The 15,158-nt window shown below is 71.4% G+C and carries 14 protein-coding genes; 8 read left to right on the top strand and 6 right to left on the bottom strand.

Features of this window, described 5'->3' with window-relative positions:
- Positions 1–71: 71 nt before the first annotated feature.
- Together ACGFML_RS18555 and mltG are read left to right on the top strand one after the other, a co-directional pair.
- Positions 72–1,352 (top strand): CynX/NimT family MFS transporter, encoded by a 1,281-nt coding sequence (locus ACGFML_RS18555; protein ID WP_393544915.1) that lies wholly within the window; start codon positions 72–74, stop codon positions 1,350–1,352.
- 491 nt (positions 1,353–1,843) lie between these two features.
- The gene (gene mltG / locus ACGFML_RS18550; protein WP_393544913.1) at positions 1,844–2,668 is read left to right on the top strand and encodes an endolytic transglycosylase MltG; all 825 of its coding nucleotides are present in this window, start codon (positions 1,844–1,846) and stop codon (positions 2,666–2,668) included.
- An 87-nt stretch (positions 2,669–2,755) separates the two neighbouring features.
- On the opposite strand, the gene ACGFML_RS18545 is transcribed toward mltG, so the two are convergent.
- From ACGFML_RS18545 to ACGFML_RS18530, 4 genes are read right to left on the bottom strand one after another with little or no spacing between them, the layout of a single operon-like run.
- Positions 2,756–3,532 carry an ABC transporter permease subunit gene (locus ACGFML_RS18545; protein WP_393544911.1) on the bottom strand — a complete coding sequence of 259 codons (777 nt, stop codon included), beginning with the start codon at positions 3,530–3,532 and terminating at the stop codon, positions 2,756–2,758.
- Positions 3,533–3,552: 20 nt separating this feature from the next.
- Entirely contained in the window at positions 3,553–4,464 is a 912-nt protein-coding gene (locus tag ACGFML_RS18540) for an ABC transporter ATP-binding protein (protein WP_393544909.1), read from the bottom strand.
- A 49-nt stretch (positions 4,465–4,513) separates the two neighbouring features.
- Positions 4,514–5,434 (bottom strand): ABC transporter permease subunit, encoded by a 921-nt coding sequence (locus tag ACGFML_RS18535; protein ID WP_393544907.1) that lies wholly within the window; start codon positions 5,432–5,434, stop codon positions 4,514–4,516.
- Positions 5,424–6,467, bottom strand: a complete 1,044-nt coding sequence (locus ACGFML_RS18530; protein WP_393544905.1) for an ABC transporter ATP-binding protein — start codon at positions 6,465–6,467, stop codon at positions 5,424–5,426. The genes ACGFML_RS18535 and ACGFML_RS18530 overlap by 11 nt, the downstream gene beginning before the upstream one ends.
- Positions 6,468–6,715: 248 nt before the next feature.
- Here ACGFML_RS18530 and ACGFML_RS18525 point away from each other — a divergent pair, with 248 nt between their 5' ends.
- The 4 genes from ACGFML_RS18525 to ACGFML_RS18510 all read left to right on the top strand — a co-directional run bounded on the left by ACGFML_RS18525 (position 6,716) and on the right by ACGFML_RS18510 (position 11,687).
- On the top strand, positions 6,716–7,591 hold the full coding sequence (locus tag ACGFML_RS18525) for a M24 family metallopeptidase (protein ID WP_393544903.1): 876 nt from the start codon (positions 6,716–6,718) through the stop codon (positions 7,589–7,591).
- Positions 7,588–9,438 (top strand): SDR family oxidoreductase, encoded by a 1,851-nt coding sequence (locus ACGFML_RS18520; protein WP_393544901.1) that lies wholly within the window; start codon positions 7,588–7,590, stop codon positions 9,436–9,438. The genes ACGFML_RS18525 and ACGFML_RS18520 overlap by 4 nt, the downstream gene beginning before the upstream one ends.
- Positions 9,439–9,623: 185 nt before the next feature.
- Positions 9,624–10,541 (top strand): metal-dependent hydrolase, encoded by a 918-nt coding sequence (locus ACGFML_RS18515; protein ID WP_393544899.1) that lies wholly within the window; start codon positions 9,624–9,626, stop codon positions 10,539–10,541.
- Between the two features lie 36 nt (positions 10,542–10,577).
- Positions 10,578–11,687, top strand: a complete 1,110-nt coding sequence (locus tag ACGFML_RS18510; protein WP_393544897.1) for a MerR family transcriptional regulator — start codon at positions 10,578–10,580, stop codon at positions 11,685–11,687.
- Between the two features lie 220 nt (positions 11,688–11,907).
- Here the strand turns inward: ACGFML_RS18510 and ACGFML_RS18505 are convergent, their stop codons facing one another.
- Together ACGFML_RS18505 and ACGFML_RS18500 are read right to left on the bottom strand one after the other, a co-directional pair.
- The gene (locus tag ACGFML_RS18505) at positions 11,908–13,254 is read right to left on the bottom strand and encodes a carotenoid oxygenase family protein (RefSeq protein ID WP_393544895.1); all 1,347 of its coding nucleotides are present in this window, start codon (positions 13,252–13,254) and stop codon (positions 11,908–11,910) included.
- Between the two features lie 4 nt (positions 13,255–13,258).
- The gene (locus ACGFML_RS18500; protein ID WP_393544893.1) at positions 13,259–13,843 is read right to left on the bottom strand and encodes a hypothetical protein; all 585 of its coding nucleotides are present in this window, start codon (positions 13,841–13,843) and stop codon (positions 13,259–13,261) included.
- Positions 13,844–13,998: 155 nt separating this feature from the next.
- Between ACGFML_RS18500 and ACGFML_RS18495 the strand changes: the two genes are divergently transcribed.
- Both ACGFML_RS18495 and ACGFML_RS18490 read left to right on the top strand, forming a co-directional pair.
- Positions 13,999–14,610, top strand: coding sequence for a PadR family transcriptional regulator (locus ACGFML_RS18495; RefSeq protein WP_393544891.1), 612 nt, complete (start codon positions 13,999–14,001; stop codon positions 14,608–14,610).
- Complete coding sequence (locus ACGFML_RS18490; RefSeq protein WP_393544890.1) at positions 14,607–15,149, top strand: RNA 2'-phosphotransferase; 543 nt, start codon at positions 14,607–14,609, stop codon at positions 15,147–15,149. Before ACGFML_RS18495 ends, ACGFML_RS18490 begins: the two co-directional genes overlap by 4 nt.
- The last annotated feature ends 9 nt before the right edge of the window (positions 15,150–15,158 follow it).

Genomic DNA, 15,158 nt, shown 5'->3' with positions numbered 1-15,158 from the left:
TCCACCCCCAGTGGTCCACCCCCTCCTCCACATCCCCCTGTAAGACACCGAGCTTGGCGAGGTATGCACACATGTCCGGGTCCCTGTCCGAAGCACCCTTGATCGACGCCGAGGAGGATCTGGCCGCCGCGCCGCCGGTCGCCGCGGCCCGCCGCCGGCTGCGCGCCCACCCGGCCCTCCTCCTGGCCGGGATCGTCCTTGCCGCGCTCAACATGCGGGCGGCGCTGGCCGGCGTCTCACCGCTGCTCGGCGAGATCGGCGACCACTTCCACCTCGCCGCAACCGCCAGCAGCCTGGTGACCACCATCCCGCTGATCTTCATGGGCCTCGGCTCCATCGCCGCCCCGAAGCTGGCCCGCCGCTGGGGGACCGAGGCGGTGCTGTGCGGCGCACTGGTCCTGCTCTGCGGCGGCATCGTGCTGCGGATCGCCCCACCCGTCGTCGCCCTCTTCGCCGGCTGCGCGGTGGTCGGCACCGCCATAGCCCTGCTGAACGTTCTGATGCCCGGCCTGATCAAGCGGGACTTCCCGGAACGCGCGGCCGGCATGACGGCGCTGTACTCGACCGCGATGATCCTGGGCGCCACGGTCTCGGCGGCCACGGCTGTCCCGCTGGAGGACGCGCTCGGCGGCTGGCAGGGCTCGCTGGTCTCCTGGTCGCTGCTGGCCGCCGTCGCCGCGGCGGTCTGGATCCCGCAGTCGGTCATCGCCCGCCGCGGCACCCGGCACGGCGCGGCCGCGGCCACCCCCCGCCATGCCGTCGAGGACGGGCCGAAGCTCGGCCGCTCCCCGCTCGCCTGGCGGGTCACGCTCTTCATGGGCTCGCAGTCGCTGATCGCGTACGTGATCATCGCCTGGCTGCCGACGATCTTCACCGATCACGGAATGGGCAAGGGACAGGCGGGGCTGGTCTTCGCCTTCAGCACACTGGTGCAGATGGCCGGTTCGTTCGTGGTGCCGATGCTGGCGGGGCGGATGCGCCGGCAGCGGTTGCTGGGTGTGGCCGTCTCCGCGCTGATGGCCTGCGGTGTCACCGGGCTGCTGGTGGCTCCGGTGGCGGGTGCCTGGCTCTGGGCGGCGCTCCTCGGCATCGGGCAGGGCGGCGCGCTCGGCCTGGCCCTGACCATGATGGTCCTTCGCTCCGGCGACGCCCACACCGCGGCCCGCCTCTCCGGCATGGCCCAGACCGGTGGTTACCTCCTCGCCGCCGTCGGCCCCCTGGCCCTCGGCGCCGTCCACCAGGTCACCGACGGCTGGACCGTCCCGATCCTCCTGCTCCTCGCCGTCTGCGCCGGCCTCGCCCTGCTGGGCCTGGGCGCGGGCCGCGACCGGCGGATCGGCGACGAGGCGTAGGCGAGGCATGGGGCCAGGCATGGGCGAGGCATGGGGCCAGGCATGGGCGAGGCATGGGCGAGGCGTAGGCGAGGCGTAGGACGTTCCGGCGGCCACGGCGAACGGGAGAGCTGGGGGAACTCGGGGCGGTCGGGGCGGTCGGGGTGGTCTGGGTGGTCTGGGTGGTCGGGCAGCTGGGGCGGTGGGGCCGGGGCAGCTCGGGCGGGACGCCGGGGGAGGTGCGGGGGCCGCGCCCCCCGCTGCCGGCTCCACTCCCCGCGGCCTCTTCCGGCTCCCGATGCGCGCTCCCGATGCGGGGTCCGGCCCCGGCTTCCGGGAACCGGGCGCGGCGGCACCGCTCCGCCCGTCACCTCGACCGCCGTGTCCCACCGCGCCCGCCCCGGTGAACACCAGGCATCCCACCCGTATCCGTCCCGCATCGGGCCCGCATCATCGGCGGTGATCCGGGGGTGGGCAACCCGCGAGCCGGCCGGCTGGCTTACGGTGCCCCCATGAGCGATGTTCAGCGCACCGTTCGCCGGCCCGGACCGAGGCGCCCTCGTACCAGCCGGCTCGTTCTCGTCGTCGTCCTGTGTCTCCTGATCGTGCTCGCCGTGGTGATCGTGCCGCGGTTGCTGCGCGGGCAGCCCCAGGAGCAGCTGACCGTGCCGGAGGGGCAGCGGGCGAGCCAGGTCTACGCGGCCGCCGACAAGAAGCTGCACCTGGCCAAGGGCAGTACCGCCAAGGCCGCCAGGACGGCGCACCTGAAGCTGCCGGACGAGGCCAAGGGAAATCCGGAGGGCTATCTCTTCCCGGCCACGTATCCGATCCGCGAGGGCACCACCCCGGCGTCCCTGCTCTCCTACATGGTCGACACCGCCCACCAGCGGCTCGCCGGCGACGGCATCACGTCCTACCGCACGGTGGTGATCGCCAGCATCGTGCAGGCCGAGGCGGACCGGCCGGCCGACATGGGCAAGGTCGCCCGGGTCATCGACAACCGGCTCGCCCGGAACATGCCGCTGCAGATGGACTCGACGATCAACTACGCGCTGGGCCGCAGCACTCTCACCACCAGTCACGCCGACACCAGGACCAAGAGCCCGTACAACACCTACAAGCGGTCCGGCCTGCCGCCCACCCCGATCGACAACCCCGGGGCGGACGCACTCAAGGCGGCCGGCGCACCGCCCAAGGGCGACTGGCTCTACTTCGTCACCGTCAAACCGGGCGACACCCGCTTCACCGCCGACTACCGGGAGCACCTGGACAACGTCCGGGAGTTCAACAAACGACAGCAGCAGAGCGGCGGCACCGGCCAGGCGCAGAGCGGCTGACCGGTGCACCGGCGGCGGCCGATCGCTGCGCCGGCGGCGATCCGGGGCGGCGGTTCCGGGCGGCGGCTCCGGGCGGTGCCGGGCGCCCTACTCCTCTCCGGCCAGCGTCAGCGACTTCAGCCGGCGCCCGGCGTACCAGGTGGCGCCGATCGTGACGACCGCCAACAGGCATATCGCGGCCGGTAGTTGGACGTCGGACGTCAGAGCGCCCTCCGCCCCGACCTTCTGGCCCACCGCCAGCGCCCACTGCTGGACGCTGAGGGTCCGGGCACCGGGGACGAGCGTCCCGAAGAGCGCCTCCCAGACCAGGGCGTAGACGAGGCCGAAGACGACGGCGTGCCGGGTGATGGTGCCGAGGAGCAGGAAGAGCGCGCTGTAGGCGACCGAGGCGATGGCCGCCGCCAGGGCGTAGGCCACGGCTATCTGCTGGCTGTTGCCGTTGAGGACGAAGCCGGCGACAAGGACCGGAACGGCGGAGAAGACGACCGTGACGCCGGTCGCGACGAACAGCTTGGTGACGATGATCGTCGGCCGCGCCACCGGCTTGGACAGGAGATAGACCACGGAGCCGTCGTCGATCTCCGGGCCGATTGCGCCCGTACCGGCGATGACACCGATCAGCGGCACCATCGTGCCGAGCGCGAAGCCGCCCAGAATGCCGCTCGCGGTGGAGTCGTCGGCACCGGCCAGCAGGCGGACGGCGACGGCGACGACCACCAGGAGGGCGGGCAGCGCGAAGAGGATCAGCGCCCGCCGCCGGCCGAGCAGCGCACGGTAGGTGAGCCGGGCGACGGTGGGGTGGAACAGCGCGGCCCGGGGCGCGCCGGCGGGTGCGGGCGGGGCCGTCGGAGTGGTCGTGGACATGCGTCGGGCTCCTTTCGGCCTCAGGCCGCTACGAGGTAGGAGAAGACGGATTCCAGCGACTCGTCGGAGGGCGAGACCGTCAGCAGGCGGATGCCGTGGTCGCGGGCGACCCTCGGCAGGAGGGCGGTGAACCGGCCGAAGTCGACGGCCTGGATGCGCAGTGCGCCCTCGGCGAGGTCCACTTCGATGCCGGACGTGGACGGGTCGGCGATCAGCGCGGCCGCCAGCGCCCGGTCGTCGTCCGACCGGACGAGGTAGCGGTGCGGGCGGTCGGTCATCAGCCGGCGGATCTTTCGGAAGTCGCCGGACGCGGCATGCCGGCCGGCCACCACCACCTCGATGTGGGAGGCGAGTTGCTCGACCTCTTCGAGGATGTGCGAGGAGAACAGGACCGTACGCCCCTGGTCCCCCATCTGCCGCAGCAGTTCCATCAGCTGCATCCGCTGCCGCGGGTCCATGCCGTTGAAGGGCTCGTCCAGCAGCAGCACGGACGGGTCGTGGACCAGCGCGGAGGCCATCTTCACCCGCTGCCGCATGCCCTTGCTGTACGTCGAGATCTTGCGGTCCTGGGCGTACTCCATCTGCACCGTGGCCAGGGCCCTGGCGGCCTCGGTCCGCCCCAGGCCGTGCAACTCGGCGTTGGCGAGGACGAATTCACGGCCGGTGAGGAAGTCGTACATCGCCTCGCGCTCGGGGACGATGCCGATGTGGCGGTAGATGGCGGCGTTGCGCCAGATCGTGGTGCCGTCGAGGGTGACGCTGCCGTTGGAGGGGGCGAGGAAGCCGCCCATCATGTTGATGAGGGTGGACTTTCCGGCGCCGTTGGGGCCGAGCAGGCCGGTGACGCCGGGGGCGATGGTCATGGTGATGTCGTTGACGGCGACGACGTTCCCGAACCAGCGGGACACATGGTCGATGTGCAGAGTGGTCATGGGCGCGGCCCGGTCCTTCGAGGGGTCGTGGTGGGCAACGGGCGGGCGGTCACAGGCCGGCCTTCCGGTAGCGGCGCATCAGCAGGGCGTAGGAGCCGGCGACGGCTGCCAGCGTGACGAGCAGATAGACGATCCCGACGGCGGTCGTCGGCACCACCTGCCCGGGGAAGGAACTGCTCCCACCGAGGAGGGCCGACTGCACACCGTCGATGAGCGTGATCGGCGAGAAGAGCCCGAGCCATCCGACGGCCGCCTCGCTCCCCTGGACCGACGCGATCCCCTGCACGGCGCTCACGGCACCGTAAGGAATCGTCAGCACGGCTATCACGGCGGCGACGCCGAACCCGCGGCGTGGGGTGAGCGCCGAGACGACCAGGCCGATCCCCGCGAACAGCAGCGAGAGCAGCGCCACCGAGACCAGGCCCTGGGCCAGCCCCTTGGTCTGGTCGAGGAAGTCCATCTTCGCCAGCAGCGCGCCGGCGTAGAGCACCAGGAGCGGAGCCGTGGTGAGGACGAACAGGGCGCCGGCCATGGCCGCGAACTTCGCCGCCACGTAGTCGCCGCGCTCGATGGGGCGGGAGAAGTACAGCGGGACGGACTTGAAGCGCAGATCGCGGGAGACGGACTGCGGGGCCTGCGCGGCGAGATAGAGACCGATGACGGCCTGGAGGTAGATGGCGTAGCGGCCGTAGCCGACCGGGAGGCTGGCGGCCTTGGTGAACACCGCCACCGCCACCATGATCGCGGCGGGCAGGCACATCACCGCGAAGAGCAGCATCGGCAGCACCTTCGTCCGGGCCGAGCGGCCGAGTCCGTAGGCTCCGCGCAGGCTCTGCGAGAAGAGCGACCGGCGTGCGTAGGCGCGGCCCAGCCGCGGACCGTCGTAGTGGCGGTAGCCGATGTTGTGGATGTAGGCGCCACCCGGAGTGGCGGACGCGGGGGACGCGGGGGTCGTGGACTCAGTGGGCATCGGGGGCGCCTCCGTCCCGGACGGTGTGCGGGGCGCCGGGAGCGCCCGCGGTGGCAGAGGTGACGGGTGATGCGACGGCGTCGGCGGCGGCGTCCGCATCGCGGAAGACCTCCGCTATCCGGTGCCTGCGCTGTTCCATCCGGATCAGGCCGAGACCGAGGTCGGCGACGGTGTCCCGGACCAGGTCGTGGGTCTGCTCGCCGGCCGCCTCGACGTACAGCAGGTGCCCCGAGGAGGCCAGGCCCTCGGCACCGGCCGCGTCGGACACCACGGCTCCCGCGGCGACCAGTGCCGCGCGCAGCGCCGCGGTGCCGTCCGGACAGCGGTCGGTGTCCGTGACCTCCACCGCCAGCGAGGCCGTGGTCTGCGTGAACTCGTCGGTCGAGGAGGAGCGCAGCAGCGTGCCGCCGTCGATGACGACGACGTGGTCGCAGGTGCGCTCCAGCTCGCCCAGGAGATGGGAGGTCACCAGGACGGAGATCCCGAAGTCGGAGTGGACACGGCGGATCAGGCCGAGCATCTCGTCCCGACCGACCGGGTCCAGGCCGTTGGTGGGCTCGTCGAGGAAGACCAGCTCCGGGTCGTGCACCAGCGCCTGGGCCAGCTTCACCCGCTGCTTCATGCCCGTCGAATAGCCGCCGATGGGGCGGTAGCGCTCCTCGTAGAGGCCGACGTGGCGCAGCGTGTCCGCGGTGCGCTCCCGGGCGGCCGTCGGGGGCAGGCCGGACATCCGGGCCATGTGCACGACGAACTCGGTCGCCGAGACATCCGGCGGCAGGCAGTCGTGCTCCGGCATGTAGCCGACCCGCTCGCGGATGGCGCCGCCGTCCTTCGTCACGTCCAGGCCGAGGACGTGCGCAGTCCCCTCACTGGCCGGGGCGAGGCCGAGAAGAATCTTGATCAGGGTGGACTTTCCGGCGCCGTTGGCACCCACCAGGCCGGTCACGCCGGGGGCGATGTCAACGGAGAGCCGGTCCAAGGCGGTCACCCGCGGGAACCGCTTGCTCAGGCTTTCGGTCACGATCACAGTCACGTCTTCGACGGTAGAGGCGGCCCGCGCCGCAGTCGTCAACCCGAACGGTCGTCTCCGCCTACCTCTCCGGTATGACGAACCCGTAGGGGGCTCCTGCCTGGGGAGGCCCCGGCATCGGGGTCGGCGCGCGGTGCGCATGCCACGCGGCATGCGCACCCCTTGACGTAGCCGTCAGTCATTGTCACATTCATCAGTGTCAAGTTACGGGCGCGTACCGCGATGAACCGCTTACGGACGGACGGTTGGCGATGGCCTCAGTCACCTCAGCGACCTCAGCGACCTCAGCAGGAAGTCCCGCACGCACCGCCGAACTCCAGGGCTTCAGAGAGGTCCAGCGGCTCGCATACGACTGCGCGGAGGCGGTGGCCGCCCAGCTCAAGCCCGGGATCACCGAACGCGCCGCGGCGCGGATGCAGCGCGAGTGGCTGCGCGAGCGCGGTGTACGGGACTGGTTCCACCTGCCGTTCGCGTGGTTCGGCGACCGCACCGCCTTCGTCAACTTCCGCATCCCGCTCCAGTTCTTTCCCACCCACCGCGAGCTGGAACCGGGCATGCCGTTCATCCTCGACATGGCCCCGGTCCACAAGGGCTTCACCGCCGACATCGGCTACTCCGGCTGCCTGGGCCTCAACCCCGTCCACGACCGGCTGCTCGCCGACCTCGAGGCGCACCGGGAACTGATCCTGCGCGAGGTGCGCGAGCGACGCCCGCTGCGCGAGATCTACGAGAACGTGGAACGGCTGATGGTGCGGCAGGGCCACGCCAACCGCCACCGCGCCTACCCCTTCGGCGTCATCGCCCACAAGATCGACCGGGTCAGGGAACGCCGCTGGTCACCCACGCTCTTCGGGTTCGGCACCCAGTCCCTCAAGGGCCTCGCCTCCGACGCGCTGCACGGCCACCGGGACGGCTGGTCACCGCTGTGGAGCCCGTACACCTTCTCCGACCATCCACCGCAACCCGGCCTGTGGGCGGTCGAACCCCACCTCGGATTCCGGGGTATCGGCGCCAAGTTCGAGGAGATCCTGGTCGTCACCGACTCCAAGGACCCTCAGGAAAGCGCCTTTTGGCTGGACGACGATCTGCCGCACGTGCGGCGCTGGCAGGAGGAGAAGGCCGCATGACGAGCGGACAGGGACCAGAGCAGGGAAACGGGCCGGGGCCGGGAAACGGGCAGGGCCCGGGACACGGGCAGGGCCCGGGACACGGACAGGGGCTTGCGGGGGCGCGGCAGCGCCGGGTGCGGACCGGCGGCGTCGACCTGTGCGTCGCCGAACTCGGAGACGCCGAGCGGCCCACCGTGATGCTGGTGCACGGCTACCCGGACAGCAAGGAGGTCTGGTCCGAGGTCGCCGTACGCCTGGCCGCGCACTTCCACGTGGTCCTCTACGACGTCCGCGGCTGCGGCCGCTCCACCGCACCGAAGCCACTGCGCGGCGGCTTCACCCTGGAGAAGCTGACCGACGACTTCCTCGCCGTCGCCGACGCCGTCAGCCCGGGCCGGCCCGTCCACCTGGTGGGCCACGACTGGGGCTCCGTACAGGGCTGGGAATTCGCCACGGTCCGGCGCACAGAGGGCCGGATCGCGTCCTTCACCTCCATGTCGGGCCCGTCCCTGGACCACTTCGGCCACTGGATCAAGAAACGGATGACGCGTCCCACCCCCCGACGGGCCGCGCAGCTCGTCAGCCAAGGCGCCAAGTCCTGGTACGTCTACATGCTGCACACCCCGCTGCTGCCCGAACTGGCCTGGAAAGGACCGCTCGGCAAGCGTTGGCCGAAGATCCTCCAGTGGGTGGAGAAGGTACCCGCCGGCGGCTATCCGACCCCGTCGCTGCCGACCGACGCCGCCCACGGCGCCTGGCTCTACCGCGACAACGTCCGCCCCCGCCTGCGCCGCCCCCGCGCCGACGCCTATGCCCACTGCCCGGTCCAGCTGATCACGCCCACCGGCGACGCGTTCCTCTCCCAGCGCCTCTACGACGACCTCGAGGAGTGGGCCCCCCAGCTCGTACGCCGCACCCTCCCCGCCAAACACTGGGTACCGCGCACCCGGCCCGACCAGCTGACCTCCTGGATCACCGAATTCGTCACGGCCAAGGAGGAGGGCGACCCGGCGAAGAAGACCCTGGCCACCGGCCCCTACGCCGACCGCTTCGGCGGACAGCTGGTGCTGGTCACGGGCGCGGCCAGCGGGATCGGGCGGGCCACGGCGTTCGCCTTCGCCGAGTCCGGTGCGCGCATCATCGCCGTCGACCGGGACGCGGAGGGCGCGGCCCGCACCGCCGACATGGCACGTCTGATCGGCGCCCCGCAGGCCTGGGGCGAGGCCGTCGACGTCTCGGACGAAGCGGCGATGGAAAAGCTCGCCGACACCGTGGACGCCGCGTACGGCACCGTCGACGTCCTGGTGAACAACGCCGGCATCGGGCTGTCCGGCTCCTTCCTGCAGACCACATCCGAGGACTGGAAGAAAGTCCTGGACGTCAACCTGTGGGGCGTCATCCACGGCTGCCGGATCTTCGGCAAGCGGATGGCGGACCGCGGACAGGGCGGGCACATCGTCAACACCGCCTCGGCTGCCGCCTTCCAGCCCTCCAAGGTCCTCCCCGCCTACAGCACGTCCAAGGCTGCCGTCCTGATGCTCAGCGAGTGCCTGCACGCCGAACTGGCCGGCCAGGGAATCGGCGTCTCCGCCATCTGCCCGGGACTCGTCAACACCAACATCACCACCACGTCCCGCTTCACCGGCGTCTCGGCCGACGAGGAGAAACGCCGTCAGGCCAAGGCCGCGCGGATGTACGGGATGCGCAACTACCCCCCGGAGAAGGTCGCCGACGCCGTACTGCGCGCCGTCGTCCGCAACCAGGCGGTGGTTCCCGTCACCCCCGAGGCGCGCGGCGCCCATCTGATGTCCCGCTTCGCCCCGCGGGCCCTCCGCGCCATCGCCCGCATCGAGCCGCCGCTGTAGCCGACCGTCGGAGGAGAGATTGGAGACATAAGGGGCCCGGAAGACACACGGGAGTTACAGGTATCCAGGGGCCCAGGGGGTCCCGGGGGTCCCGGGACTCCAGGTATACGAGGGCTCCAGGTACACGAGGGCTCCAGGAGATACAGGGAGATACAGGAGACAACTGCGCACCGCAGGAGGCGCACATGGGCACATCACCCCCGCCGGAGCACCACCCCGTCACACCGCGCCGGGTGTCGTTCGACTGGCACGGGACGCCGCTGCACTGGATACCCGACGAACCCACCGCCACCCACGTCATCAATGTGCTGCATCTGCTGCTGCCCGCCGGCGAGCGGTGGTTCGTCAAGGTCTTCAAGGAGGCTCTCCCACTCGTCCGGGACGAAGAACTCCTCAAGGACGTCAAAGGCTTCATGGGCCAGGAAGCCACCCACAGCGTCCAACACGCCCATGTGCTGGAACACCTGGCCCACCAGGGCCTGGACACCGGCCCGTACACCCGGCACGTCGACTTCCTCTTCGAGCACCTCCTGGGCGAGCGACCGCCCTTCGGCATACCGCTCCCCGCACAGGAGTGGCTGCGCTTCCGGCTCTCCCTCGTCGCCGCCATCGAGCAGTTCACCGCCGTGCTCGGCAACTGGGTCCTGGCCGCAGACGGACTCGACCGCGCGGCCCCGGACCCGGTCATGCTCGACCTGCTGCGCTGGCACGGCGCCGAAGAGGTCGAGCACCGTGCCGTCGCCTTCGATATGTACCAGCACGCCGCCGGCAGTGACCCCGCCCGCTACCTGCGCCGCGTGCTGGGGATGTCCATCACGACCCCCGTCCTCCTTCACCTCTGGGCCTGGGGTGCCTCCTACCTCCTCCGACACGACCCGCGGCTCGCCACCCGCTCCCGCTACTCGCTGCGTGCGCACCACCGCGCCGTGGCCAAGGGGCTGCTGCCCACCTGGCGTGAGCTGGGAGCGGCGATACCCCGGTATCTGCGGCGGTCGTACCATCCCTCGCAGGAAGGGTCGCTGCGCACGGCCGTCGCCTACCTGGCAGCTTCCCCGGCCGCCCGGGCCGCGGCGGGCGCAGTGGGCCGGGCGGCCCTCCCGTAACACGCGACCACCATCGGGCTTGTGAGGAGCACCGCAGTGACCGAGCAGCCGCCGGCGGCCGAGTACCGCATCGAGGACCTGGCCCATCTCAGCGGCACCACGGTCCGGACGATCCGCGGCTACCAGGACCGCGGGCTGCTCCCCCGCCCCGAACGCCGCGGCCGGGCCAATGTCTACGGCGACGCCCACCTGGCCCGGCTGCGGCAGATCGCCGACCTGCTCGACCGCGGCTACACCCTGGCCAGCATCAAGGAGCTCCTGGCCGCCTGGGACGCGGGACTCGACCTCGGCGGCGTCCTCGGGCTGGTCGCCGAGATCGACGGGCCGTGGACGGACGAGAAGGCAGGCCGCATCAGCCGCGCCGACCTGGACACCGCCTTCGGCGGCACCTCCGACGAGGACGCGGTGTCCGAGGCCGTCGAGCTCGGCGTCCTGGAACACGTCCCTGGCCAGGACGGGGAGTTCCTCGTGCCCAGCCCGCGGGAACTCGCGGTCGCCGTCGAACTCCACTCCGCCGGTGTCCCGCTGCTGGCCATCTCCGGACACCTGCGGGAGGTACGCGGCCACGTCGAACACATCGCCGCCCGCTTCGTCGACTTCACCTCCGAGCACATCTTCCAGCCGTTCCTGGACCACCCGCCCACCGAAGCCGAGGCCGCGGAGGCCGCCGCCCTCGTCCGACGTCTGCGCCCCCTGGCCCAGCAGACCGTCGACGCCGAACTGGCCCGCGCCATGCGCACTTTGGCCACCCGCTACCTCCGGCGCCATCTTGCCGAGGCGCTACCGGGAGAGCTGTGGGGAGCCGGCGAACGGGATGCGGAAGCGGCGGGGACGGGTCACGCCCCCGGCGGCCCCGAGCCCGACGCTGCCACTGCCCCTGCTCCTGCTCCTGCTCCTGCTCCTGCCGCCAGGCTCGCCTCCGGTCCGGCCGTCGCCCCCCGCCCCGCCCCCGGACCGGATCCCGTGGCACTCCCCGCCGACACCCTCCAGGCCGTACGGGAGCTGGTCGGCCCCGACAACGTGGTCGCCTTCATCACCGCCGCCACCCAACGCGAGGTCCAAGCCCGCACCATGGATGCGCTGACTGCCTCGAACGAACGGGACGCAACGAGCAGCGTTGACGGCGGGGGTGCCGAGCAACGTTGACGGCGCCGGGGGGCAGGCCATATGCCAGAGGGCGAGCGGCCGAAGAGCGGAGGAGCCGGGGCGGAGGAGCCGGGGCGGAGGAGCCAGGGCGGAGGACACCACACCGGGTGACGCCACACCGGGTGACACCACCGGGTGACACCACACCGGCCTCACTCCGCGCCCATGCCCCGGGTGGCGCCCCTGCCCTGGCAGCCCGATACGCGGCGCACCGGCGCTCTCAACCAGCAGGATCCGGGAGCCAGTTGCCGTGGAAGCCGTACGGCACACGTTGCGGCAGATGCACCGTCGCCACCGGATCGGCGGATATGTCTTCCGCGTCGAGGATGACGAGATCGCTGGTGTCGGTGGTCGCGTCGTACACGTAGGTGATCAGCCAGCCGGGCCCGCCAGGGCGGTCGTCGGCCGGGGCGAAGGCCGCCTCGGACGGGGTGCGACCGGGACCGAAGTCGTGCCGGACCACGGCGCCGGACCGGAGGTCGTAGCGGAGCAGCGCACCTGGTATCGGGTCGGATCCGGGAAGCTCGCCGGAAATGGCGTGGCCGTAGCGGGCGGGCAGACCTGCGAGGCGGTCGTCGATCCTGGGGAACTCACAGAACCGGTCGTCGAGCTGCTCCTCGGCAACCGTGCCGGTCTCGAGGTCGATCGTCCAGCGCCACAGATGCGCGGGGCTTTCCTTGCCGTATGCCGCGTAGCGGGCGACATGGAGGATGATGCGGTGCGCGCCGTCGTCGTGGGCATTGAGGCTGTGGAAGACATAGCAGGGGTCGATGGGCAGCCATCGCACCCGGCCGTACGGGTCGTCACGGCGCAGCACTCCCAGCCGGGCTCCGTGTTCCGGTTGCCAGGCGTACGGCATGCCGGGATGGGAGAGGTCGAAGACGACCGGGAGGTCCATGAAGACGACGTGGGCGGCGGTGAGATGGAAGTCGTGCATCATCGTCGGCGCCGGTACGTCTATCGGGCGACTGACCACCAACTCCCCTGCCGCGTCGGCCCGGTGGTAGGTGAGATAGGGCGACTGGTGGCCGTAGCCGAAGAAGTGGAGCTCGCCGGTCGTGGGGCAGGTCTTGGGGTGCGCCGTCATGGCGGTGGTGAGCCGGCCGCCGAAGTCATGGGCGCCGATGGTCTCCAGCTCGCGGCCGGGGCGGCAGTCGACCTCGTACGGGAAGGACGACTCGACCAGTGCCAGGGTGCGGCCGGCGTGCCGGACGATGTGGGTGTTGGCGACGCCGGCCCGCAGATTGCGGCCGCCGTGGTCGTCCACGACGCGGGCGTCGTCGGTGAAGGTGGCGGTGCGTACCCAGCGGTTGCGGTATGAGACGGCCCGGCCGTCCGCCAGGCGCAGGCCGTGCACCATGCCGTCGCCGAAGAACCAGTGCCGCGAGGCGGCGTCGCGCGGGTTGGGGCCGTTGCGCAGAAACCAGCCGGTGAGCTCGGGTGGGATGGTGCCGGTGACCGGGAGGTCGTAGGCGGTCAGTTCGTCGGGCACCGGGGCGAAGTTGCCGGCCAGGTGGGGTGCGGGAGCCGAGGATTCGGCTGCGGCGTTCGGCGTCGTGGTGGCCATGGCGTTATGCCTCCTGGAGATCGGGCCGCGCACCGGACTGCTCGCGCAGGAACCGGGCACGGGCGCGGTCCGGGTACCAGGCGGTGAAGCGGGCGGGAAGGACGAATCCGGCGATCTGCAGGGCGAGGGAGGCGAACGTGCCCAGCTGCTCGGCGGTGATGACGGCCTGGGCGGCCGCACAGAGGGTGAAGGAGAGCGCCCAGGCGGCGGTGAGCACGACGTTGATCCGCCGGAACAGCGGGGTGTGCCATACCTCCGGCGGGGCCATCCGGCGCGCGATCGCCATCGTGAAGGGGCGGCGAACGGCGAGGGACACCCAGGCGATGAGTGCCAGCCAGCCCATCGAGAGGGCGCCGCCGTACAGCCGGAGGTCACTGTGGGGCCGGGAAAAGGCCAACGCCGCCAGGGCGACGAAGTACACGATCGTGCCGTACTCCAGCAGTCGGGAGCCGAAGGAGAGGCCCGCGGCCCGGTCGGCGATGAGCAGCCCCACCGAGACCACCAGCGCCGCCAGCGCCCCCCATTGCCAGCCGAACGACCCCACGCCCGCGAACACCAGCCACGGAATGAAGCCCCGCAGATAGCTCATGATCCCCCTCTTCCCGACATCCCGGCCCGCCGGGGCGGGCCCGGCAGGCCGCCCGGCTCGCTCCGGGACCACCCGGACGCACATTCCACTGTTGACATGTCGAACATAGAAGGTGCGTCTTTGACGTGTCAACTGTGGAAGGTAAAGTGCCGGTCATGAGTCTGAGACATGCCGTGCTGGGCCTCCTGGCCGAAGCTCCCGCCAGTGGCTACGACCTGATGAAGACGTTCAACGTCTCCCTTGCGAACGTCTGGCCCGCCACGCAGAGCCAGGTCTACGGAGAGCTGGGCAAACTCACCGCCGCGGGCATGGCCGAGGTCATCGCGGAAGGCCCGCGCGGCCGCAAGGAGTACGCGATCACCGACGACGGGCTCGCCGAGCTGCGGCACTGGCTCATCGACGTCGAGCCCAGCGGCCCCCCTCGCGTCGACGGCCTGCTGCGGGTCTTCTTCCTCGGCGTCCTCACCCCGCTGGAGGCCCGTACCTACCTGCTGTCCCGCGCCGAGGCCGCATCCCGCTCCCACGGCGCCCTGGAGCGCCTCGACGAGAACATCCCATGGGACGACGACATGATCTCGGTCTACGGGCGGCTCGCCCTGGAGTACGGCCTGCGCCAGACGGCGATGCAGGAGGAGTGGGCCCGCTGGGCCGCCGAGGAGGTGGGCCGCGCCAAGGTCACCACGGCCGGCGGCGGCGAGCGCGGGCAGGGCACCCGCCCCGGAAATCAGGTGCCCCCGGGCGAGCAGGGCGGCACCCTGGAAGCATGAACACCCAGCGCTCCGTGCGCATTTCGAAATACCTGGCACGACATCTCCGGCATGAGCCGCAGCGCATCGGCATCGTCCTCGACACCCATGGCTGGGTGGCGGTGTCGGAGCTGATCGAGGCGGCTGCACGGCATGGATTCCACTTCTCCCAGGCCGAGTTGGCGAAGGTGGTCGCCGAGAGCGACAAGCGGCGTTACGCGATCGAGGGCGACCGCATCCGCGCCAACCAGGGCCACACGGTCAGCGTCGATCTCGGTCTGCCGCCGGCCGTGCCGCCCGCGCATCTCTTCCACGGCACGGCGGCCCGCAGCCTCGACGCCATACGGGACGAGGGGCTGCGACCGATGGCCCGGCACGCCGTCCACCTCTCACCCGACCGCGGGACGGCGACGCGGGTGGGCGCCCGGCGCGGCCGACCCGTGGTGCTGACGGTCGATGCGGCCGCGATGCACAGGGCCGGCCATCTCTTCCAGGTCAGCGCCAACGGCGTCTGGCTCACCGCCGAAGTACCCCCGCAGTTCCTCCGCTTTCCGGGCTGACCCGGACGA

The organism is Streptomyces sp. NPDC048650, assembly GCF_043199095.1.
Lineage (GTDB): Bacteria > Actinomycetota > Actinomycetes > Streptomycetales > Streptomycetaceae > Streptomyces.
The sequence above is the reverse complement of the archived record's forward strand: the minus strand, read 5'-3'. Positions and strand labels throughout refer to the sequence as shown.